The organism is Flavobacterium psychrolimnae, from assembly GCF_003312425.1.
GTDB classification, from domain to species: Bacteria; Bacteroidota; Bacteroidia; order Flavobacteriales; family Flavobacteriaceae; genus Flavobacterium; species Flavobacterium psychrolimnae.
In genome coordinates, this window is the sequence record NZ_QNUX01000006.1 from 73,955 (window position 1) to 96,845 (window position 22,891).

The 22,891-nt window shown below is 34.2% G+C and carries 21 protein-coding genes; 17 read left to right on the forward strand and 4 right to left on the reverse strand.

Annotated elements, in window-relative coordinates; all coding sequences use genetic code 11:
- Window positions 1-19: 19 nt before the first annotated feature.
- Window positions 20-1,612, forward strand: a complete 1,593-nt coding sequence (locus tag DR980_RS07925; RefSeq protein ID WP_146779228.1) for an OmpH family outer membrane protein — start codon at window positions 20-22, stop codon at window positions 1,610-1,612.
- A 133-nt stretch (window positions 1,613-1,745) separates the two neighbouring features.
- Window positions 1,746-3,722, forward strand: a complete 1,977-nt coding sequence (gene dnaG, locus DR980_RS07930) for a DNA primase (RefSeq protein ID WP_113634778.1) — start codon at window positions 1,746-1,748, stop codon at window positions 3,720-3,722.
- Here the strand turns inward: dnaG and DR980_RS07935 are convergent.
- A complete protein-coding gene (locus tag DR980_RS07935; RefSeq protein WP_113634781.1) occupies window positions 3,719-4,348 on the reverse strand; it encodes a response regulator transcription factor in 630 nt (209 codons plus the stop codon). The genes dnaG and DR980_RS07935 overlap by 4 nt on opposite strands.
- A 97-nt stretch (window positions 4,349-4,445) precedes the next feature.
- Window positions 4,446-5,243, reverse strand: coding sequence for an NAD(+) synthase (nadE, locus tag DR980_RS07940; RefSeq protein ID WP_113634783.1), 798 nt, complete (start codon window positions 5,241-5,243; stop codon window positions 4,446-4,448).
- Between the two features lie 100 nt (window positions 5,244-5,343).
- On the opposite strand from nadE, the gene gldB reads away from it, so the two are divergent.
- Both gldB and gldC read left to right on the forward strand, forming a co-directional pair.
- Complete coding sequence (gene gldB, locus DR980_RS07945; protein ID WP_113634786.1) at window positions 5,344-6,300, forward strand: gliding motility lipoprotein GldB; 957 nt, start codon at window positions 5,344-5,346, stop codon at window positions 6,298-6,300.
- The gene (gldC, locus tag DR980_RS07950; protein ID WP_091165314.1) at window positions 6,300-6,635 is read left to right on the forward strand and encodes a gliding motility protein GldC; all 336 of its coding nucleotides are present in this window, start codon (window positions 6,300-6,302) and stop codon (window positions 6,633-6,635) included. The genes gldB and gldC overlap by 1 nt, the downstream gene beginning before the upstream one ends.
- 78 nt (window positions 6,636-6,713) lie before the next feature.
- On the opposite strand, the gene yihA is transcribed toward gldC, so the two are convergent.
- Together yihA and DR980_RS07960 are read right to left on the reverse strand one after the other, a co-directional pair.
- Window positions 6,714-7,334: a ribosome biogenesis GTP-binding protein YihA/YsxC gene (gene yihA / locus DR980_RS07955; RefSeq protein ID WP_113634788.1), complete on the reverse strand. Its 621-nt coding sequence runs from the start codon at window positions 7,332-7,334 to the stop codon at window positions 6,714-6,716.
- A 31-nt stretch (window positions 7,335-7,365) separates the two neighbouring features.
- Window positions 7,366-8,139, reverse strand: coding sequence for an alpha/beta fold hydrolase (locus tag DR980_RS07960; RefSeq protein ID WP_113634790.1), 774 nt, complete (start codon window positions 8,137-8,139; stop codon window positions 7,366-7,368).
- 379 nt (window positions 8,140-8,518) lie between these two features.
- Between DR980_RS07960 and mraZ the strand changes: the two genes are divergently transcribed.
- The 13 genes from mraZ to ftsA all read left to right on the forward strand — a co-directional run bounded on the left by mraZ (window position 8,519) and on the right by ftsA (window position 22,846).
- The gene (gene mraZ, locus DR980_RS07965; protein WP_113634792.1) at window positions 8,519-8,992 is read left to right on the forward strand and encodes a division/cell wall cluster transcriptional repressor MraZ; all 474 of its coding nucleotides are present in this window, start codon (window positions 8,519-8,521) and stop codon (window positions 8,990-8,992) included.
- Window positions 8,967-9,875 (forward strand): 16S rRNA (cytosine(1402)-N(4))-methyltransferase RsmH, encoded by a 909-nt coding sequence (rsmH, locus tag DR980_RS07970; RefSeq protein ID WP_208630800.1) that lies wholly within the window; start codon window positions 8,967-8,969, stop codon window positions 9,873-9,875. Before mraZ ends, rsmH begins: the two co-directional genes overlap by 26 nt.
- A gap of 12 nt (window positions 9,876-9,887) precedes the next feature.
- Window positions 9,888-10,235, forward strand: a complete 348-nt coding sequence (locus DR980_RS07975) for an FtsL-like putative cell division protein (RefSeq protein ID WP_113634797.1) — start codon at window positions 9,888-9,890, stop codon at window positions 10,233-10,235.
- The gene (locus DR980_RS07980; RefSeq protein ID WP_113634800.1) at window positions 10,226-12,229 is read left to right on the forward strand and encodes a penicillin-binding protein; all 2,004 of its coding nucleotides are present in this window, start codon (window positions 10,226-10,228) and stop codon (window positions 12,227-12,229) included. Before DR980_RS07975 ends, DR980_RS07980 begins: the two co-directional genes overlap by 10 nt.
- Window positions 12,226-13,689 (forward strand): UDP-N-acetylmuramoyl-L-alanyl-D-glutamate--2,6-diaminopimelate ligase, encoded by a 1,464-nt coding sequence (locus tag DR980_RS07985; protein ID WP_113634802.1) that lies wholly within the window; start codon window positions 12,226-12,228, stop codon window positions 13,687-13,689. The genes DR980_RS07980 and DR980_RS07985 overlap by 4 nt, the downstream gene beginning before the upstream one ends.
- Before the next feature lie 99 nt (window positions 13,690-13,788).
- Complete coding sequence (gene mraY, locus DR980_RS07990; RefSeq protein WP_113634805.1) at window positions 13,789-15,018, forward strand: phospho-N-acetylmuramoyl-pentapeptide-transferase; 1,230 nt, start codon at window positions 13,789-13,791, stop codon at window positions 15,016-15,018.
- 49 nt (window positions 15,019-15,067) lie between these two features.
- A complete protein-coding gene (locus DR980_RS07995) occupies window positions 15,068-15,421 on the forward strand; it encodes a four helix bundle protein (protein WP_113634807.1) in 354 nt (117 codons plus the stop codon).
- Window positions 15,422-15,545: 124 nt separating this feature from the next.
- The gene (gene murD / locus DR980_RS08000; protein WP_113634810.1) at window positions 15,546-16,877 is read left to right on the forward strand and encodes a UDP-N-acetylmuramoyl-L-alanine--D-glutamate ligase; all 1,332 of its coding nucleotides are present in this window, start codon (window positions 15,546-15,548) and stop codon (window positions 16,875-16,877) included.
- Window positions 16,878-16,953: 76 nt separating this feature from the next.
- Complete coding sequence (locus tag DR980_RS08005; protein ID WP_113634820.1) at window positions 16,954-18,240, forward strand: FtsW/RodA/SpoVE family cell cycle protein; 1,287 nt, start codon at window positions 16,954-16,956, stop codon at window positions 18,238-18,240.
- 30 nt (window positions 18,241-18,270) lie between these two features.
- Entirely contained in the window at window positions 18,271-19,362 is a 1,092-nt protein-coding gene (murG, locus tag DR980_RS08010) for an undecaprenyldiphospho-muramoylpentapeptide beta-N-acetylglucosaminyltransferase (protein WP_113634822.1), read from the forward strand.
- A gap of 36 nt (window positions 19,363-19,398) precedes the next feature.
- Window positions 19,399-20,748, forward strand: coding sequence for a UDP-N-acetylmuramate--L-alanine ligase (murC, locus tag DR980_RS08015; RefSeq protein WP_113634824.1), 1,350 nt, complete (start codon window positions 19,399-19,401; stop codon window positions 20,746-20,748).
- The gene (locus DR980_RS08020) at window positions 20,735-21,457 is read left to right on the forward strand and encodes a cell division protein FtsQ/DivIB (RefSeq protein ID WP_113634826.1); all 723 of its coding nucleotides are present in this window, start codon (window positions 20,735-20,737) and stop codon (window positions 21,455-21,457) included. The genes murC and DR980_RS08020 overlap by 14 nt, the downstream gene beginning before the upstream one ends.
- Window positions 21,458-21,463: 6 nt before the next feature.
- On the forward strand, window positions 21,464-22,846 hold the full coding sequence (gene ftsA / locus DR980_RS08025; protein ID WP_113634828.1) for a cell division protein FtsA: 1,383 nt from the start codon (window positions 21,464-21,466) through the stop codon (window positions 22,844-22,846).
- Window positions 22,847-22,891: the final 45 nt, after the last annotated feature.

Consider the following 22,891-nt stretch of genomic DNA (forward strand, 5'->3'; position numbering starts at 1 on the left):
CAATCAAAAAACGAAAATCATGCAAAAAATTATTTTATTTACAGTAATTATGTTCCTTTCTGTACTGTGTAAGGTAAACGCTCAAGGAGTAGCTGCCATAAAAAACAGTTCTGAATGGCATTATAGAGGTTCAAAGCCAGGTAATTATGAAATGGGATCAGTTGCAGGCGCTGAAAAAAACAATCAAACGGTTTACAAAATTAAATCAATTCAAAGCAAAACGAATGGTTTTGGTACTATGATGAAAACCATACAGCCGGATGAATTTTTAGGAAAAACAGTCAAAATGTCTGCTTATGTAAAAAGTGAAAATGTAAAATCATGGGCAGGGTTGTGGATGCGAGTAGATTATTATACTGCAGCTGTGTTAGCTTTTGATAATATGCAAAGAAGACCCATCAAAGGAACTAAGGATTGGACTAAATATGAGGTAGTTTTATATGTTCCAACTGAGGCAACAGATATTTCGTATGGCGTTTTATTAAATGAAACAGGACAAATTTGGTTTAAGGATTTAACAATAGAAATAGTTGACGAGTCTCTTGAAGAAACCGGACAAAATAAAGGTAGAGACCATAAAGTAATTTCCTTTGAAACCAAAGCCAAAGCTATTAGTAACGAAATTAAAGCAATTACAGATAATGAAAAAAATGCCCTAAAAGCAGCTGTAGAATTAATTGACAAGGACTTAGAAAAAGGTGTTGTCACTAAGGAGCAAGCAAATGAGCTTAAAATGCAAAAAGCAAAAGTTCATGCTGCAACCATTGAGGCAAAAGTGAGTGTTGAACAAGCAAAGTTAAATCAATTGGTACAAGATAAAGTTGATGGAAAAGTGGCTGATGAAAAGGAACATAGAAGCGGAGGCCGAACTATTATTCTAGGGAATAATCCAAATCCAATTGGTTCTCAAACCGAAATTAATATCACTTCCATGAAAGTTTATAATGGTCAGGAAGATAAGGAAGAGCGCCAATCCAAAAGAACTACTTCACAATTGGTATTAGCTACTGGATTGAATAATGTAGTGACTGACGGCTCTGTACAAAAATCTGATTTTAGATATTTGGGTTCTCATTTTTATGAATGGGGAGTAACTTATAATACCAGAATTTTCAAAAATGATAATTTATTGCATGCTAAGTACGGACTTTCAGTAATCTACAATAATTTGCGAGCTACAGATAATAGGTTTTTTGCAGTAAATGGAAATCAAACAAATCTAGAAGTGAATGCAGTGGCGCAAGATGATTCCCGTTTCAAGAATGTAAATTTGGTATTTCCTATGCATTTAGAATTTGACTTCACAAAATCTAAAGAAAGAGATGGTAAAACCTATTTTAAAACACATGACAGTTTTCGTCTTGGATTAGGAGGGTACGTTGGTACAAATCTAAAATCGAAGCAATATATCAATTATGATATTGATGGGTACAAGTCTAGACAGATTACTAAAGGGGATTTTAATGTTGATAGTTTTATATACGGATTGAGCACGTACATAGGATATAAATCTACTAGTTTGTACTTGAAGTATGATTTGAATCCTTTATTTAAAGATAATGCAGTGAAACAAAACAATGTTTCGTTAGGACTGCGTTTTGATTTCAATTAGAAATTGTTTTAGTTAGTTTTATACTTTGAGAAGCACTTCGAAAGAAGTGCTTTTTTTGTTTTTAGATATTGAATTATGAACTTTGATTTGCGTATTTTTGCACACTTTTCAACTATTAAATATTTTATCCAACTTGATTTCAAAAGCCACTATTGATACTGTTTTCGAAACCGCCCGAGTAGAGGAGGTTATTGGTGATTTTGTCCAATTAAAACGTGCCGGAAGTAACTGGAAAGGATTAAGTCCTTTTTCTGAAGAGCGTTCTCCATCGTTTATGGTTTCGCCTGCTAAAGGGATTTGGAAAGATTTTAGTTCTGGAAAAGGTGGAAATTCTGTTGCTTTCTTAATGGAACATTCTCATTTTACGTATCCGGAAGCTATTCGATACTTAGCTAAGAAATACAATATCGAAATTGAAGAAACGGAGCAAACAGATCAAGAAAAAGCCATAACCGATGTTCGGGAAAGTATGTATTTGGTTTCTGAATTTGCAAAAAGCTATTTCCACAATACACTTTTAAACTCTGAAGAAGGAAAAGCAATTGGGTATTCTTATTTTAAAGAAAGAGGATTTACGAATGAGACTATCAAGAAATTTAGTTTAGGATATTCGCCTGAAGCTTGGGATGCTTTTACTAAAGAAGCCTTAGGAAAGGGATATAAATTAGAGTTTCTAGAAAGTACAGGACTCACAATTCCCCGTGATGACAGACCATTCGACAGGTTCAAAGGTCGTGTGATGTTTCCTATAGAAAGCATGTCTGGCCGAGTGCTGGGTTTTGGAGGGCGTATTCTTACCAATGATAAAAAAGCAGCTAAATACCTGAATTCACCTGAAAGTGAAATTTACCATAAAAGCAAAGTGTTATATGGTATTTTTCAGGCTAAACAATCAATCGCGAAATTAAATAATTGCTATTTAGTTGAAGGTTATACGGATGTAATTCAGTTTAGTCAATCCGGTATTGAAAATGTTGTTTCTTCCTCAGGAACTGCTTTGACACCAGATCAAATACGATTAGTTAATAGATTAACAAAGAATATTACCGTTCTTTTTGATGGAGATGCGGCGGGACTGCGCGCTTCCATTAGAGGAATCGATTTGATTCTTGAAGAAGGAATGAATGTAAAAGTATGCACTTTTCCTGATGGGGAAGACCCGGATAGTTTTGCTAAAAAAACATCGCATGATGATTTAGTCTCATATCTGGAAGATAACGCTAAAGATTTTATTCAGTTCAAAGCCTCGCTTCTGATGAATGAAGCAAAGAATGACCCAATCAAAAAAGCCGATTTGATTCGGGATATGGTGGTCAGTATTTCAAAAATTCCAGACAGGATTCAGCGCGAAATTTACATTCAGGAATGTTCCCGAATTATGGATATTTCTGAGCAGGTTTTGCAAAGTACGTTAGCGCAATTAGTTCAGAAAGATGTTTCTGAAGTTGGTAAAAAGCAAAAACAGGAACAACAGGCTTTCGAAGTTGTAAAAAATGAAAATCCACTAGACGCTCAAAAAGTAGATGTTTTATATCGTTTGGAACGTAAGATCATTGAGATTCTTTTGCTGTACGGAAATAAAGAGGAAGAGTTCGAAGATACATTTTTGAGAACAAACGAGGAAGGGGAAATTGAAACGGTAACCGAGAAGAAAGAATATAAAGTATTCCAACGAATCTATCTGAGTTTACAAGAAGATGAAGTTGAATTAGCAAATCCTTTGTTTCGGGATATATTCAATGATTTAATTGACTATTTCCATCATAACGAAAATTTCAGTTTAGAGCAGTATTTAATGCATTTACAGGTTGACTTTGCGCAAGAGGTGACGGATATTTTGATGGAGGACGAACGCGTTGTTTTGCACGACTGGGTTGGACAGAATATTTTTCCCAAATCAAAAAATGATACAATAGTCCAAGAAGTATCGGAGACTATTTTGACTTTGCGTTGGTACTTAGTGGGTAGAATAATTGAAGAATTAAAAAGCTCTCTATCATCTGAACCGAATTCAGACAATACAGAGCCTTTATCTTTGGTAATGGATTACAATATATTAATCCATTCTTTTTCTAAAAAATTAGGAAGAGTAATGTCTAGATATTACTAAACAATCTCAAGTTTTTTAGCTTTGTCTACTAAATCTACCAGATTCGTAACGTTCAGTTTGGTAAGTAATCGCAATTTGTAGGTACTAATCGTTTTTTCGTTGAGGTTTAAAATTTCTGCAATTTCATGATTCTTTTTTCCTCCACTTAAATAACGTAAAACTTCTACCTCACGGTTAGAAAGCTTGCGGTATAAACGTTCGCTTTTACTTTGTTTAGCAATCAAGGCTAAGTTTTTCTTCACGGTTTCATTCATGATTATCTTGCCTTGGGAGACTTTGATAATCGAAATACCTAAAGTTTCTAACTTTTCTGATTTATGCACAAAGCCAGATACACCGGCTTTTATGGCATTTGGCGCATAAATCTGTTCTGAAAGCCCACTAAATATAATAATTTTTGTTTTTGGAAAGTTTTTCAAGACCGCTTTGACCTCAAAAATACTGGAAAGACCTTCCAGCTCCAAATCTAATACTAATACATCAATGTCTTTAGTTTGAAGAATATCCCTTACCATCAAGAAATTGCCGACATTGGCAACTATTGAGATGTCTGCATTATCTTTAAAGTAAGATTTTACTCCAAAATGCACAACAGGATAATTATCGGCTATACATACTTTAATCATAATTTTAAATTTTTAGAATTGTTTGTAATTGGAAATGTAAAATTAATAAATAAATTCTGTAATTAATTGTAAATCAATATAAAATATTACTTCTTTATCATTTTGTGATAAAACATACTGGAATTGCTAGCATTTTATGTTGATTAATAGTGTTTAATCGCTTATAAATCTCGAAAACAATTTTTTCTCGTCCTAAAAAGTCTTCAGCTGACTTTCCCGCCTCATTTTCAAGCATCGCCCATTCTAATTCATCATAACTGGCTCCTAATTGATCTTCATCAGTTCTGTCGTCACCAAATAATCCATCTGTTGGGGAAGCTTTTAAAATAGACTCCGGAATTTTCAAATAACTGCCTAATAGATAGACTTCTGATTTCATCAAATCAGCAATTGGACTTAAATCTACTCCGCCATCACCGTATTTTGTATAAAAACCTACTCCAAAATCTTCTACTTTATTACCTGTTCCCGCAACTAATAAACCATGGATTCCTGCAAAGTAATAGAGCGTGGTCATTCTTAATCGTGCTCTTGTATTTGCAAGCGCCAGGTGAACTTTTGCTGTATCTGAATCATCGGGAACTGCTTTTTTAAACGTTTCAAAAACGCCAGTCAAATCAGCTTCAGTGCTGGAAACATTAGGAAATCTTTGTTTTAATTGTTCAATATGTTCGCGTCCTCTGGTTACATGGCTTGGAGCTTGATGAATAGGCATTTCAACACATAAAACCTTTAATCCTGTTTGTGCACATAATGTTGAGGTAACTGCCGAATCTACTCCGCCGGAAATACCTATTACAAATCCATTTACTTTTGCATTTTCAGCATATGTTTTTAACCAGTTTACAATTTGAGTATTTACTTTTTCAACTTGGATTGCACTTTTTTTAGTCATAATAGTTTACGTTTTAAAAAGCAGGAATGTATATTTGCAAAATCATTTCATCATGCATTCGTTTCCCAGGATTCTTTGGAAACAAATTTAATTAATATATATGAAAAAATATCTGTTTCTTGTAGTCTTTTGTCTCGTTATTTTTTCTTGTGATAAGAAAACTAAAGTTGAAAGTGCCGTTACAGCGATTCCTTTGGAATTAAAAGTGGAGCGATTTGATAAAATATTTTTTGAAACGCCTCCAAAGGATTTGGAAAAAGTAAAAAAGGAATTCCCATTTTTTTTTCCTGCAGGAAACGATAATAGCGTTTGGTTAAATAAAATGCAAGATCCGATGTGGAGAGAATTATACACGGAAGTTCAAAAAAAATATGCTGATTTTGAACCTGTCAAATTAGAATTGGAGACACTTTTTAAACATATTAAATATTATTTTCCGCAAACAAAAACGCCAAAAGTAATTACCATAATCTCTGAAATGGATTACAATAATAAAGCTATTTATGCGGATAGTTTAGTAATTGTTTCGTTGGAACTTTATTTAGGAAAAGGGCACAAGTTTTATCAGTTTCCCAATTATTTAAAGCAAAATTTTGAACAAAGACAAATTGCTCCCGATGTGGTTTCGAGTTTTTCCGCTCGTAAAATCCCTCCTGTTTTAAAGAAAGATTTACTGAGTCAAATGATTTATTACGGAAAGCAATTGTACTTAAAGGACCTACTTTTGCCTGAATATACTGACGCCGAAAAAATGGGATATACACCGGAACAAATAGTATGGTGTCAGGAAAATGAAAGTTATATGTGGCGTTATTTTATTGAAAAAGAAATGCTCTACAGTAATGACCAAAAGTTAATTCCGCGATTTATAAATCCGGCTCCATTTTCTAAATTTTATTTGGAAATTGATAATGAATCCCCGGGGCAAGTTGGAGCCTGGATTGGATGGCAAATGGTTCGCTCCTACATGAAAAATAATGAAGTACCTATAGCTGATTTGCTGAAAACAAGTGCAAAAGAAATATTTGTGAAATCAAAATACAAACCCAAAAAGTAATGTCAAATAAAAATACATCAGAAATTAAATTTCTAATTGAGTTAGATGAAAACCGTGTTCCGGAAAAATTAATGTGGTCTGCTAAAGACGGTGGAGTAGAACAGGAAGAGGCAAAAGCAATTATGTTGTCTATCTGGGACAGCAAAGCCAAAGAAAGTATGCGAATTGATTTATGGACGAAAGATATGCCGGTGGATGAAATGAAAATTTTCTTTCACCAAACTTTGGTGGCTATGTCAGAAACATTCAAACGTGCTACTGATGACGAAAAAATGGCTGATACCATGAAAGATTTCTGTGATTATTTTGCGGAGAAATTAGAATTAACAAAATAAATTAGATTTTGTTCTAAAAAAAATCCCAAAAACTTAAATTTTTAAGTTTTGGGATTTTTATATTTTAATAATGAAGTTTTAAAACTGGCTGTTATTCTTAAAAACTTCTTGATTTACTTCATCTATATAAGAAAGTAATTCTTCTTTCCCGGTTGATTCTGTTGCTGAGGTTACAAAATAATGAGGCATTTCGGCCCAATTGTTAGCAAACATTTTCTTTTTGTACGCTGCAATATGCGAATCGATTTTTACTTTACTTATCTTATCTGCTTTAGTGAAAACGATACAAAAAGGAATTTCACTTTCGCCCATGTAGGACATGAATTCGATATCTATGGTTTGTGCTTCATGACGAATGTCAATCAAAACAAATGCACAAACTAATTGTTCTCTGGTTTCGAAATAATCAGTAATAAATTCCTGAAAAATAGATTTTGTTTTTTTGGAAACTTTGGCATATCCATATCCAGGTAAATCCACTAAGAACCAATTGTTATTAATCAGAAAATGATTTATCAATTGTGTTTTTCCTGGTCTTCCGGAAGTTTTAGCTAACTTTTTATGATTGGTCAGCATGTTTATCAAGGAAGATTTCCCAACATTTGATCTGCCTATAAAAGCATATTCCGGCAAAAAGTCTTTTGGACATTTGCTTACATCAGAGTTGCTTATAACAAATTCGGCGGTGTTAATTTTCATTTTCTCGAGGTATAAAATTCTACTTTTAGGATTAATGTACTGCTAAATGAGTTTGTGTTAACCACTCTTCTAACAAACGGTTAAACTCATCTGGATGTTCCATCATCGCGGCATGGCCACATTTGTCAATCCAGTATAATGTAGAATTAGGTAATAATTTATGGAATTCTTCTGCTACATCTGGAGGAGTAACTTTGTCATTTTTTCCCCAAATGATGCACGTTTGAACATGCATTTTTGGCAAATCTTTTGCCATGTTATGACGAATCGCACTTTTCGCAATTGTCAGTGTTTTTATCAATTTTATTCGGTCATTTACGGATTCGTATACTTCATCAATAAGTTCTTTAGTGGCGACTTTCGGGTCATAAAATACATCTTCGGCTTTTTTCTTGATGTACTCATAATCACCTCTTTTAGGGTAACTGTCACCCATGGCACTTTCATAAAGTCCTGAGCTTCCTGTGATAACTAGGCCTGCAACTTTTTCAGGATACATTTTAGTGTGGTATAAAGCAATGTGTCCGCCTAATGAATTTCCTAAAAGTATAACGCGTTCTAAACCTTTGAATGTGATAAAATCCTTAACATATTTTGCAAAACTTTTTACATTCGTTTTCAAAATATTCTGAGTATATATAGGTAAGTCTGGAATGATTATTTTATATCCTCTTGTAGAAAAGTAACTAGCAACAGCGTCAAAGTTGCTAAGTCCTCCCATAAGTCCGTGCAAGATGACAATTGGAGTTCCTTCGCCAGCCTCATAATAGCTGTATCTACCTTCTTTTTTATAGTGTTTTTCCATTTTTTTTGAATCCGGATTTCAATTTTGACAAATATAGGATTTAATATATAAAAATGAATTTTTACAACAATTTTTAATTGTAAAATTATCCGCATTGCTTAAAGAATAGCGTAGTTTTTTTTAAAAATAAAGGCACTTTTTCTGGTTTTTTCACTTTTATTCTTACTATTTAATATTCACTTTTCCTTGTGTTTCAAACCCTTTTTTTTATAACATTATGTTTCTTACAAATAAAACAAAATACCGCTAATGTTCTGACTGTGCATAAATTAAGGGTTTTTGTCTAAAAGTGGTTAAACTTATTAACAAAGTGGTATATAGTGGTAAATTGTGGTAATATTTTTTATATTTTTGCTCTACATCATTTAATATTTTTTTCTTGGATACAATTGTCGGAACATATGAGTGTAAAGTCGATGCTAAAGGAAGGCTGCTTATGCCAGCGCCCTTAAAAAAGCAGTTGGCAGCTTCACTTCAAGACGGATTCGTTTTGAAGCGTTCCGTTTTTCAGCCTTGTCTGGAATTATATCCGATGAAAGAATGGGACTTGATGATGCAAAAAATCAATAAACTAAATCGATTTGTAAAGAAAAACAATGACTTTATCCGCCGCTTTACTGCTGGTGTCAAAGTAGTTGAAATTGATGCTTTAGGACGATTATTAGTTCCGAAAGATTTAGTGGTTTTCGCTAGTATTTCAAAAGAAGTGGTGTTCTCCTCAGCGGTGAATATTGTTGAGATTTGGGACAAAGATTTATACGAAAAATCAATAAGCGGCGAAGACATGGATTTTGCAGATTTAGCCGAAGAAGTAATGGGGAATTTAAATGACGACGACAATGGAATATCATAATCCGGTTTTGCTTCACGCATCAGTAGATGGTTTAAATATTAAGCCTGACGGCATTTATGTAGATGTAACTTTTGGTGGAGGCGGTCATTCAAAAGAAATTTTGAAAAGACTTGGTCCTGATGGAAAGTTGTTTGCTTTTGATCAAGATGAAGATGCTTTAGCGAATGCTTTGCCAGACGAAAGATTTACGCTGATAAACGAGAATTTCAGATTCATAAAACGTTTTTTACGTTTTTACGGAGTGAAAAGTGTGGATGGAATTTTAGCTGATTTAGGTGTGTCTTCGCATCAATTTGATGTTCCGGAAAGAGGTTTTTCTACTCGTTTTGATGCTGGTTTGGACATGCGAATGAGTCAAAAAAATGATTTGAATGCGTACCGAGTTGTTAATGAATACGACGAGGCGAATTTGAAAAGAGTGTTTTTGGATTATGGAGAATTGAAAAATGCACCAGTTTTAGCAAGAACAATTATCGAAGCAAGAGAGCTAAAGCCAATCAAAACGACAGATGAACTAAAAGAAGTTTTGGCAAGATTCCTACCGGAAAGGGTCAGAAATAAAATACTGGCACAAATCTATCAGGCCATTCGAATTGAAGTAAATCAAGAAATGGATGTTTTGAAAGAGTTCTTGGAGCAATCCTTAGAAATTTTGAATACTGGAGGAAGATTAAGTGTGATATCCTACCATTCACTAGAAGATAGATTAGTAAAAAGGTTTGTGAAAAATGGTATGTTCGAAGGCGAACCAGAACGTGATTTTTTTGGGAATTTTTCGGTTCCATTCAAAACCGTTGGAAAATTGATTGTTCCGGACGCTGCCGAAATAAAGGAAAATAATAGAGCCAGAAGTGCCAAATTAAGGATAGCTGAGAAAAGATAAGTAGTCATAAAAATGAAAAACGGAGTTTACAGCCTATTAAAAGCAAGATTTCTTATTAATGATGATGCTGTGAAAAACTGGCGTTTCATCGTTTTTATAATTCTTTTGGCTATTATCATGATTGCAAATACACAGCGATTTGAACAGAAAGTATTCATGATAGCTGAACTAACAAATAAAGTGAAGGAGTTGCGTTCTGAGTTTGTAGACAGACGTTCTGAGTTGATGAAATTGAAAATGGAGTCTACGGTTTCTGAAAAAATGATTGAGAAAGAAATTTTTCCGTCAACAGTTCCTCCAATTAAAATTAAAGTTAAAAAAGAAAAAGAGAAAAACTTTTTAGAAAAAATATGGCAGTAGAAGATAAATACATATCCTACAGAATTTATCTGGTAGCTTTTGTCATTTTTTTGATGGCCATTGCAATTGCTGTAAAATTGACAAATATTCAGTGGGTTGAAGGTGATTATTATAGGAAGTTAGCTAAAGAGAGAACAGTTAGAAATTTTGTAATTCCTGCTAATAAAGGGAATATTTATTCTGCTGACGGAAGTCTTTTGGCTACATCAATTCCGAACTATGAAATACGTTTTGATGCTTTAGCGCCAAAAGTTGAATCTTTCGAAAAAAACGTGAAGTCATTGTCAGATTCATTAGCGACAGTTTTAGGCAAGCCTGCAAGCTTTTTCGAAAATGAACTTCGGAAAGCCAGAGCAAACAAAAACAGATATTATTTGATAGCCCGAAATTTGAGTTACACACAATATTTTAAAATAAAAGGATTTCCATTATTTAATCTGGGTGCTTATAAAGGGGGAATTATAATTGAACAAGAAACCGTAAGAGAACATCCGATAGGGAAAATTGCGGAACGTACCGTTGGTTACGAGCGAACTTCTAATGGAGAATCATTGGATGGAAAAGGAATCGAGTGGGCTTTCAGGAAATATCTAAATGGGAAAGACGGTAAAATTTTAAAACAAAAAATTGCAAAAGGACAGTGGAAACCGATAAGGGATATTAATGAAGTAGATCCTCAGGATGGGTATGATGTAATATCCACAATTGATGTTTATGTTCAGGATATAGCGCATCACGCATTGCTAAAACAGTTGGAATTGTATCAGGCGGATCATGGTTGTGTGGTGGTTATGGAAACAAAAACGGGTCATGTAAAAGCAATTTCAAATCTAGGAAGAGCGAATGACGGAACCTATTATGAGACCACAAATTATGCAGTAGCTGAATCGCACGAGCCAGGTTCGACTTATAAATTAGCTGATTTGATGGCGCTTTTTGAAGATAAAAAAGCGGATACCAGTACTGTTTATGACAGTAAAGGTGGAGTAGTAGTATATTCAGGAAAAAAAGTACGCGATTCTCATGAAGGTGGCTATGGGAAAATTTCATTAGGAAGGGGTTTTGAACTTTCGTCTAATACAGTTCTGGTGCAGGCAGTTTATAATGCGTATAAAGATGAGCCTTCAAGATTTGTGAATCATCTTAATAATTTTGGATTAAATAAAACTTTGGGACTTTCCATCAAAGGGGAAGGAATACCATATATTCCGCAACCAAGTGATAAAAACTGGTCGAATATTTCATTGCCTTGGATGGCTTTTGGATATGGAGTTCATATTACACCATTGCAAACATTAGCTTTTTATAATGCGGTTGCAAATGATGGTGAAATGGTAAAGCCTCAGTTTGTTTCTGAAATTAAAGAATGGAACAGGACCATCAAAAAATATGAAAAAGAAGTTTTGAATCCAAGAATTTGCTCACCACAAACTATTTCGAAATTAAGAGCAGTTCTGGCAAATGTTGTAAAAAAAGGAACGGCCTCTAAATTATATTCTAAGGATTTTTCGATGGCAGGAAAAACAGGAACAGCGGCGGTGAATTACGGAAAAGCTGGAGGAGTTGGGAAATATTATGCTTCGTCTTTTGTGGGTTACTTCCCAGCGGATGAACCTAAATATTCATGTATAGTTGTTGTACACAAACCAAGTACAGCACTGAATAATTATTATGGTGCGGATGTGGCAGGTCCAGTTTTTAAAAGAATTGCACAAAAGATTTTTACCGATGCGCCCTCAACAAATGAGATTAAAAATTTGGACAGGAAAATTCCGAAACAAGAAAATAATTATGATTCCTATTTTGTTAAATCACAAAAGAAACAGCAAATAATTCCAAATTTAAAGGGGATGTCAGGGATGGATGCCGTTGCTTTATTAGGGAATTTGGGTATGAAAGTGAAGGTAATAGGAGTTGGAAAAGTTAAAAAACAATCTCTAGAAGCAGGGCAGAATTTAGTAAAAAACACAACTATACTATTGGAATTATCATGAGTATACTAAAAGACATATTGTACAAAGTAGCTATCGAAGCGGTAAAAGGTTCGACGGATATTACTATCAGCAAAATTGATTTCGATTCTAGAAAAATCGAGGCCAATGATGTTTTTGTAGCGATTCGTGGTTCCATTTCTGATGGTCATGATTTTATAGAAAAAGCAATTCTGCAAGGTGCGGTGGCAGTTATATGCGATACATTTCCAGAAAATATCGGTAAAGGAATTACCTATGTTCAGGTAAAAGATACTAATTCGGCCCTAGCATTTATGGCTGCGAATTATTTTGGTGATCCTTCTCAGAGCTTGAAATTAGTTGGGATTACAGGTACAAATGGTAAAACTACCATAGCTTCTTTATTGTATCAATTATTTAAAAAAGCAGGTTTTAAAGTTGGATTGCTTTCTACCGTTAAAATAATGGTTGACGAAGTAGAATATAAAGCGACTCACACAACTCCGGATTCAATTACGATAAATCATTTTCTAAAAGAGATGGTCGAAAATGAGGTCGAATACTGTTTTATGGAGGTGAGTTCGCATGGAATTCATCAAAAAAGAACGGAAGCCTTGCATTTTGTAGGTGGAATTTTTACCAATTTGTCTCATGACCATCTGGATTATCATCCAACTTTTGCAGAATACAGAGATGTAAAAAAATCGTTTTTCGATAATTTGCCAAAAACGGCATTTGCATTATCCAATATTGATGATAAAAATGGGCAAGTGATGTTGCAGAATACTGTGGCAAAAAAATTGACTTATGCCTTAAAATCGTATGCCGATTATAAAGCACAAATCCTGGAAAATCAATTGTCAGGTTTGTTGTTGAAAATAAACGGAAATGAAGTTTGGGTAAAATTAATTGGAACATTTAATGCCTATAATTTATTGGCTATATATGGAACTGCTATTGAACTTGGAATGGAAAGTTTGGAAGTACTTCGTTTACTGTCAGATTTAGTAAGTGTTTCTGGGCGCTTCCAATTTATTGTTTCTGCTTCAAATATTACGGCAATTGTGGATTATGCGCATACACCGGATGCATTAGAAAATGTACTGAAAACTATTAATGATATTCGTACCAAAAACGAACAACTAATTACGGTTGTAGGTTGTGGCGGTAATAGAGATAAAACCAAGAGACCAATCATGGCTGGTATTGCATCTGATTTAAGTGATAAAGCAATTTTTACTTCGGATAATCCAAGAAACGAAGATCCAGAAGTTATTATTGCTGAAATGGAAGTAGGTGTTGCCCCTCAGAATTATAAAAAAACATTGACCATAACCGATAGAAAACAAGCGATTAAAACCGCATGTCAATTGGCTCAGCCGAATGATATTATTTTAATTGCTGGAAAAGGGCATGAAACATATCAGGAAATAAATGGCGTCCGTCATGATTTTGACGACATGAAAATAGTTAAGGAGATATTAGCTCAATTAGGAAAATAAGAGTTAGTCGGGAGTTTGAATTATTTGTTTGCGCAAATAAAGATGTGATTAGGAATTAACGAATAAGGAATCAACGATTAACCAAATAAACAAAAATATATGCTGTATTATTTATTTGAATATTTAGACAAAACACTAGATGTCCCGGGAACAGGGGTTTTCCAGTACATTACTTTTAGATCTGCATTAGCTTTAATGCTATCGTTGCTTTTGTCAACAATTTACGGAAAAATGATAATTCGTTTTTTGCAAAGACAGCAAGTAGGAGAAACTGTTCGAGAGCTTGGACTGGCAGGTCAAAACGAAAAAGCGGGTACACCAACGATGGGTGGATTAATTATCATTTTTGCTACGCTGGTTCCAGTAATTCTTTTTGCAAAACTCCATAATATTTACATTGTTTTGTTGATTGTAACCACACTTTGGATGGGTACAATTGGTTTTATTGATGACTATATTAAAATCTTCAAAAAAGATAAAGAAGGTTTAAAAGGAATATTCAAAGTTGTAGGGCAAGTAGGTTTGGGTTTAATTGTAGGGATTGTTCTTTATTTTCATGCTGGTGTAACAGTTCGTACTGATACTTCTAGCTCAGATATTTTTAAAGCACCAACAGAAACCGTGATTCTGCCTGCGCCAGTTGAGGAGAAATCTACAGCGACAACAATTCCTTTTTTTAAAAATAATGAATTTGATTACGCTGAATTACTGGCTTGGACGGGTGAGGGATATGAAAAATGGGCTTGGTTGATTTTTATTCCAGTGGTGATTTTTATTATTACTGCCGTTTCTAACGGAGCTAATTTAACGGATGGAATTGACGGACTGGCAGCAGGGACTTCGGCAATTTCAGTGCTTGCGCTAGGAATATTCACGTTTGTTTCGGGAAATATTATTTTCTCTAATTATCTGAATATTATGTATATCCCGAATTCAGGGGAAATGACGGTATTTATAGCGGCATTTGTGGGGTCATTGATTGGATTTCTTTGGTATAACTCGTATCCGGCTTCGGTTTTTATGGGAGATACAGGAAGTTTGACGATAGGTGGAATTATAGCGGTTTTGGCAATAGCCGTCCGCAAAGAAATGCTGATTCCGTTATTATGTGGAATTTTCTTAGTCGAAAATTTCTCTGTAGTACTTCAGGTAAGTTATTTTAAATATACCAAGAAACGCTTTGGCGAAGGCCGAAGAATATTTCTGATGTCGCCTTTGCATCATCATTATCAGAAAAAAGGATATCACGAAAGTAAAATTGTTACCCGTTTTTGGATTGTTGCTATAATGCTGGCCATATTATCAATTGTTACCTTAAAATTAAGATAAGTTTCAATTAAAAATCAGAAATTAAAAATTAAAAATTAAAAATTCTCGAATGAAAGAAAATATTATTCAACAAAAATCATTTCTTTTTGCCGTTAGGATAATTAATTTATATAAATATTTAACCATTAAAAAAAAGGAATTTGTTTTGAGTAAACAAATTTTAAGAAGTGGGACATCAATTGGAGCAAATATAGAAGAATCAATAGGTGGGCGATCTGATAAAGAGTTTTTATTTAAACTGGAGATTTCATATAAGGAAGCTAGAGAAACGATTTATTGGTTAAAATTACTAAAAGAAACAGATTATATTTCAATTAGTGAATTTGAAGGTATTTACGCTGAAGCTGAAGAAATTTGTAAAATATTAGCAAAAATTATAATAACCTTAAAAGGGAAAATGTAGAAAAAATATAAAATTAAAAATTGCGAAACAAAAAATTGAAAATGAGTAATTAGAACTACTCAAATTCAGTTAATCATCATGCAAAATTTTTAATTTTTAATTCTCAATTTTTAATTAAAATAGTATGAGGCTAGTAATCTTAGGTGGAGGCGAAAGTGGAGTTGGAACCGCTATTCTGGGTAAGCAAAAAGGATATGAAGTTTTTGTATCTGATTTTGGAAAGATAAAAGGCAATTACAAAGAGATTCTTATCATCAATGGAATAGCTTGGGAAGAGGAAAAACATACCGAAGATTTAATCTTGAATGCAGATGTGGTGATGAAAAGCCCTGGAATCCCTGATAAATCTCCAATAGTAAAAAAGCTTTTGGAAAAAGGAATTCATGTTATTTCAGAAATTGAGTTTGCGGCACCTTTTACAGATGCTACGATTATTGGGATTACCGGAAGTAATGGAAAGACGACTACAACAATGTTAACCCATCATTTGCTGAAGTCAGCAGGGTTAAATGTAGGATTGGGAGGAAATATCGGGAAAAGTTTTGCGTGGCAAATTGCTGATAATAAATACGATTCCTATGTGCTGGAATTGAGTAGTTTTCAACTCGATGGGATTGTAGGTTTTAAACCGCATATTGCCATTATTACGAATATCAGTCCAGATCATTTAGATCGCTACGATTACAAGTATGAAAATTATATTGATGCAAAGTTCAGAATAACGATGAATCAAACGGAGGAAGATTACCTCATATACGATGCAGATGATGAAGCTATTAATGAATGGTTCAAAACGCACACAACAAAAGCAAAATTAATTCCTTTTTCATTGACTAAAATTTTCAGCGAAGGGGCTTATATAAAAAATAACAAAATGGAAATAAAGATCAATCAAGAAGAATTTACAATGGACACAGAACACATTGCTTTAGAAGGAAAACATAATATGAAAAACGCAATGGCAGCAACCTCTGTGGCAAAATTAATGCAAATAAGAAAGGCGACAATTCGTGAGAGTCTTTCTAATTTTCAGGGAGTAGAACACCGTCTTGAGAAAGTTTTGAAAATCCAGAACGTTCAATATATTAATGATTCAAAAGCAACGAATGTTAACGCTACTTTTTTTGCTTTAGACAGCATGAATACACCTACTGTTTGGATTGTTGGTGGTGTTGATAAGGGAAATGATTACAACGAATTGATGTCATTAGTTCGTGAAAAAGTAAAAGCCATTATTTGCTTAGGATTAGATAACAAGAAAATCATTGATGTTTTTGGTAATGTTGTTGATATGATGATTGAAGTTTCTAACATGGATGATGCAGTAAGAATGGCACAACGATTATCAGAAAAAGGGGATACGGTTTTATTATCGCCTGCTTGTGCTAGTTTTGATTTATTTGAAAATTATGAAGACAGAGGAAATCAGTTCAAACAAGCTGTTAAAAATTTATAAAAAAGTTTAAGTTTTAAAGTATAAGGTTGAGCAACTTTAAACTTTAAACCAAATGAAACTTTAAACCAAACTTAAAATGAAACAACTAATAAACAATTTAAAGGGAGATAAAGGAATTTGGTCATTTGTGGCCTTATTGGCCTTGTTTTCGTTTATGCCTGTTTTTAGTGCGAGTAGTAATTTGGCTTACATTGGTCAGGGAAACGGAAATACTTTAGGTTACTTAGTGAAGCATATCATGCATATTGGTATTGGTTTTACCATTATTTTTATGGTGCATAAAGTGCCTTATCACTATTTTAAGGCTATTTCTAAAGGGTCGCTGTATATTGTTTGGGTTTTATTGGCCTACACTCTAATAAAAGGAACAGTAATTGCAGGTGCCAATGCCAGTCGATGGATACAGGTGCCGTTCATAGGTGTTACGTTTCAAACATCAACATTAGCCTCAATGGTTTTGTTTATTTTTGTTGCTCGGTATTTATCTAAGGCAAGAGAAGTGCCTATTGATTTTAAGTCTTCAGTGCTGGAGCTTTGGATTCCTGTTTTTGTTACATTGTTATTTATTTTGCCAGCTAACTTCTCGACAACGGCATTAATTTTTTCGATGGTATTAATGTTGGTTTTTATTGGTAAATATCCAGTGCGCTACATCGGAATTGTTGTGGGTTCAGGAATCGTATTTCTGGCTTTTTTTATACTTATCGCTAAAGCATTTCCAGATGCATTCCCAAACAGGGTTGATACGTGGATCAATCGTGTTGACAATTTTACAAGTGACAAACCAGGCGAGGATGATTATCAAATAGAAAAAGCTAAAATTGCAATTGCTTCCGGAAAAATATATGGTTTAGGTCCAGGGAAAAGTATACAAAAGAACTTTTTGCCGCAATCCTCTTCCGATTTTATTTTTGCCATAATCGTTGAAGAATATGGACTAATAGGAGGTTTGGGTGTGCTGTCGTTGTATTTATTATTGTTGTTTCGATTTGTTATTGCTTCGCATAAAGCCAATTCGCTATTTGGAAAATTAGTAGTGGTCGGTTTGGGTTTTCCCATGATATTTCAGGCGATGGTAAACATGGCCGTAGCAGTAGAATTATTGCCAGTTACGGGACAAACATTGCCGCTTATAAGTAGTGGGGGAAGCTCTATCTGGATGACTTGTTTTGCACTTGGAATTATTATAAGTGTAACCAAAAAGGAAGAAGAAATTGCACAGGAAATGAAAGATGCAGCCAAAAGAGAAGAAGCACTTCAAAAATTGATTGATAGAGAATTAGAGGAAGATGGTGCTGTAGCAGAAGCATATTCAATTGAAGATAAAGCGAAGAACCCAATGCATGCAGTTTTAAATAAGTAAGTCGTTTTAGAAAATTAGAAATCAGGAACAATGAAACAGTATAAATTCATATTAAGTGGTGGTGGAACAGGTGGACATATCTATCCTGCAATTGCTATTGCAAATGAATTAAAATCTCGTTTTCCAGATGCTGAATTTCTTTTTGTAGGTGCCAAAGATAAAATGGAAATGCAAAAAGTACCACAGGCGGGTTACAAAATCATTGGACTTTGGATTGCAGGATTGCAACGAAGACTAACATTTGATAATGCACTTTTCCCTGTAAAACTTCTTTCAAGTTTATTGCAATCCAGAACAATAATTCGGAATTTTAAACCAGATGTGGTTATTGGAACCGGAGGATTTGCAAGTGGGCCCTTGTTACAAGTAGCCGAGTTTGCCGGTATTCCTACCGTTATTCAGGAACAAAATTCATACCCTGGAATTACAAATAAATTGTTGAGCAAGAATGCAAATAAAATTTGTGTTGCTTACGAGAATCTAGAGCGCTTTTTTCCAAAGCATAAAATGATTTTGACTGGAAATCCAGTGCGTCAGGATTTGATAGATATTGACAGTAAGAGAGAAGAAGCATTACAGTATTTTAATTTAGATCCTACTAAAAAAACTCTTTTGGTTTTAGGTGGCAGTCTGGGAGCAAGAAGAGTGAATCAGTTAATAGCTAAAGAAATCTTAACGTTCGCTGCTCATAATATACAAGTGATTTGGCAATGTGGGAAGTTATATTTTGATGAATATAAACGTGTTGAAGAGAATGAAAATATTCAGATTCATTCCTTTATTGACCGAATGGATTTAGTTTACGCCGCTGCGGATATTGTGATTTCGCGTGCAGGAGCTTCCTCAGTTTCGGAATTATGTATCGTAGGTAAGCCCGTGATTTTCATTCCATCTCCTAATGTAGCAGAGGATCATCAAACTAAAAATGCACAAGCGATAGTAGATAAAAAAGGAGCTTTGTTATTAAAAGAATCTGAACTCGATTCGCAATTCAGCGTGGTATTTGAATCCTTGGTGAAAGATCCAGAAAAGCAAAAGCAGCTGGGTAAAAACATTAAACAGTTGGCTCTGCCAGAAGCTACAAAACAAATTGTAGATGAAATTGTGAAGTTAATCAGATAGAAAGAATTAAGATAATAGACAAAAAAGAAAACGAAAATGAACCTGAATCAAATACATAACGTCTATTTTATAGGAATCGGAGGAATCGGGATGAGTAATCTAGCCCGCTATTTCAAGAACTTGGGAAAGCAAGTTTCTGGTTATGATAAAACTCCTTCTACGCTGACGAATGAATTAGCAGAAAGTGGCATTTCAATTCATTTTGAAGATAATATTGATTTGATTCCAAAGGATTTTTATATCGAAAACACTTTGGTAATTATTACTCCGGCAGTTCCAGTTTCGCATTCAGAATGGAATTATTTTTTAGAAAGAGACTTTGAAATAAAAAAGAGAGCCGAAGTTTTAGGATTAATCACAAAAGATACCTTTTGCTTTGCTGTAGCCGGTACGCATGGAAAAACGACCACTTCAGGGATATTAGGACATATTTTGCACGAAAGTGGCGCAGATGTCACTGCCTTTATTGGTGGTATAGTAGAAAATTATAATTCAAATTTAATAGGAAGTGGAAAAACGATTACCGTTGTTGAAGCCGATGAATTTGACCGTTCATTTCTGCACTTGCATCCCAATATTGCATGTATTACATCTATGGACGCAGATCACTTGGATATTTATGGAACTAGTGAGGCTATAGAAGAATCTTTTATAGAATTTGCTTCGAAAGTTGAAGACAAGAGCAAGCTTTTTATTACCAAAGAATTACCAATAGAAGGAGTTATTTGTGCGGTTAATGAAGATGCAACTTATAAAGCGTTCAATATTAGAATAGGAGATGGGAGTTACATTTTTGATGTGCAAACACCTACCGAGATAATCAGAGATTTGCATTTTGGATTACCGGGAAGACATAATTTAATGAATGCATTGATGGCTATTGCAATGGCAAATTTATTCGGCACCCCAACCGATGCCATTGCAAAAGCCGTAGCATCATTTAAAGGAATAAAAAGAAGATTTTCGTATCAAATAAAAACTGAAGCTAAAGTTTACATAGATGATTACGCACATCATCCTACCGAAATAAATGCAGTGCATCAAGCCGTTAGGGAATTGTATCCAAACCAAAAGGTTTTAGCTGCTTTTCAACCGCATTTGTTTAGCAGGACAAGAGATTTTGCTGATGATTTTGCCAAAAGTTTATCTGCATTTGATGAGATTATTTTATTAGATATTTATCCGGCTCGTGAACAACCCATTGACGGCGTAAATTCACAATGGCTGATGGATAAAATGACAAATAATAATAAGAAAATTGTGGCTAAAAATAATTTGGTTGTAACAATTTTAGAGAGTACAGCAACTGTAATTGTCACAATTGGTGCAGGAGATATTGGAGAATTAGTGCCATCTATAAAAAAAGCGATAAATGAAACTCTTTAATTGGACAAATATTCGATTATTACTGATGTTTGGATTGGTTGTTTTTCTTTTTTCTTTCACGTCAAAACGAAATGAAAATAGAAAATTGACTAAATCTGTCGTTATTTTTGTAGGAGATGACGCTCCTTTTGTAAAGCAAGAAACGGTTAATAAATTGTTAATAGAAAATAATAGAGAGGCATCGAGCATTCAAAAAGTTAATTTAGATTTGAATAAGCTGGAAACAAATCTCGATTCACAAGAAATGATTGAAAAATCAGATGTTTTTGTGAGTATTGATGGTGTGTTAAAAGCAGTGGTAAAACAAAAAACCCCTATTGCTAGAGTTTTTGACGGAGGAGGTTCTTTTTATATTGATTACGAAGGGAATAGAATGCCTTTGTCAACAAATTTTACAGCCCGAGTTCCACTTGTTTCAGGGGGAATTAATAAAGATAATAACGAAAATTTAGCAGACTTATTTCGCATAATTTATAACGATGCATTTTTGAAAAAAAACATCATTGGAATTGAAATTATGCCTAACGGAAGCTTAAAAATGCACAACAGAAATTTTGATTATCAAATAGATTTTGGTATTTTGATTAATGTGGAGCGTAAATTTAAAAATTATAAAGCTTTTTTTCAAAAAGCAGTTTTAGATAGTTCGTTGTATAAATATAAAAAAATTGACCTCCGATTTACGGATCAAGTAGTTTGCACTAAATAATAGATAATGGAAAAAGAGAATATTGCAGTAGGTCTAGATATTGGGACAACTAAAATAGTTGCCATGATAGGCAAGAAGAATGAATATGGCAAACTAGAAATTTTAGGTGTTGGAAAGTCTAAAAGCTTAGGTGTGGCAAGAGGCGTTGTGAACAACATTACTCAAACCATACAATCAATACAACAAGCAATACAAGAAGCCGAAATTAATTCAGGCTATAAAATAAAAGACGTAGTAGTTGGAATTGCAGGACAGCACATCCGTAGTATCCAACATACAGATTACATCAGCAGACATAATCCCGAAGAGGTTATCGGCGGGAATGATATTCAGCTTTTGATTGATCAAGTCAATAAATTAGCAATGTTACCAGGCGAAGAAATAATTCATGTTTTGCCTCAAGAATTCAAAATTGACGGGCAATCTGAGATTAAAGAACCTATAGGAATGTACGGCGGAAGATTGGAATCTAGTTTTCACGTTGTAGTAGGACAGGCTTCTTCAATCCGTAATGTTGGAAGATGTATTCAAAGTTCTGGAATTGAATTGTCAGGTCTGACATTAGAACCGTTGGCTTCTGCTGATGCTGTTTTAAGTCAGGAAGAAAAGGAAGCTGGAGTTGCGCTTATCGATATCGGTGGTGGTACAACTGATTTGGCAATTTTCAAAGATGGAATTATTCGTCATACGGCTGTAATTCCTTTTGGAGGAAACGTGATTACAGATGATATAAAAGAAGGATGCTCTATAATTGAAAAGCAAGCCGAGTTATTGAAAGTTAAATTTGGATCTGCTTGGCCAGGGGAAAATAAAGACAATGAAATTGTTTCTATTCCGGGATTGAGAGGTAGAGAGCCTAAAGAGATTTCGTTAAAAAATCTTTCTAAAATAATTCATGCTCGTGTTGTTGAGATCGTAGATCAGGTTTTTACAGAAGTAAAAGCGTACGGTCATGAAGATCCTAGAAAAAAACTAATTGCAGGAATTGTACTTACTGGTGGTGGTGCTCAATTGAAACACATCAAACAGTTAGTGGAATATATTACGGGAATGGATACTAGAATTGGATATCCAAACGAACATTTAGCTGGAAATTCAGATGAGGAGATTTCAAGTCCCTTGTATGCAACTGCAGTTGGATTAGTAATGAAAAGCATTGAGAATAAAACACAAAGCGCTGTGCGAATTGATGCTGTAGAACAACCTAAGGCGCCTGTTTACAGACCGACAGTGGTTCAAACACCAGTTTATGAGGCTCCTGAAAAGGTAGAAGAGGCGGAAGATCAAAATGCGAATGAAAAGCAGAATTCTACGGTAAACAGAATACAAAGAAATTTCTTTGATCGTTATGTAGATAAGATTAAAGACTTTTTGGACAACGCAGAATAAGGGTAGAGCCCTATAAAAATATAAGAATTAATAATATAACAATTT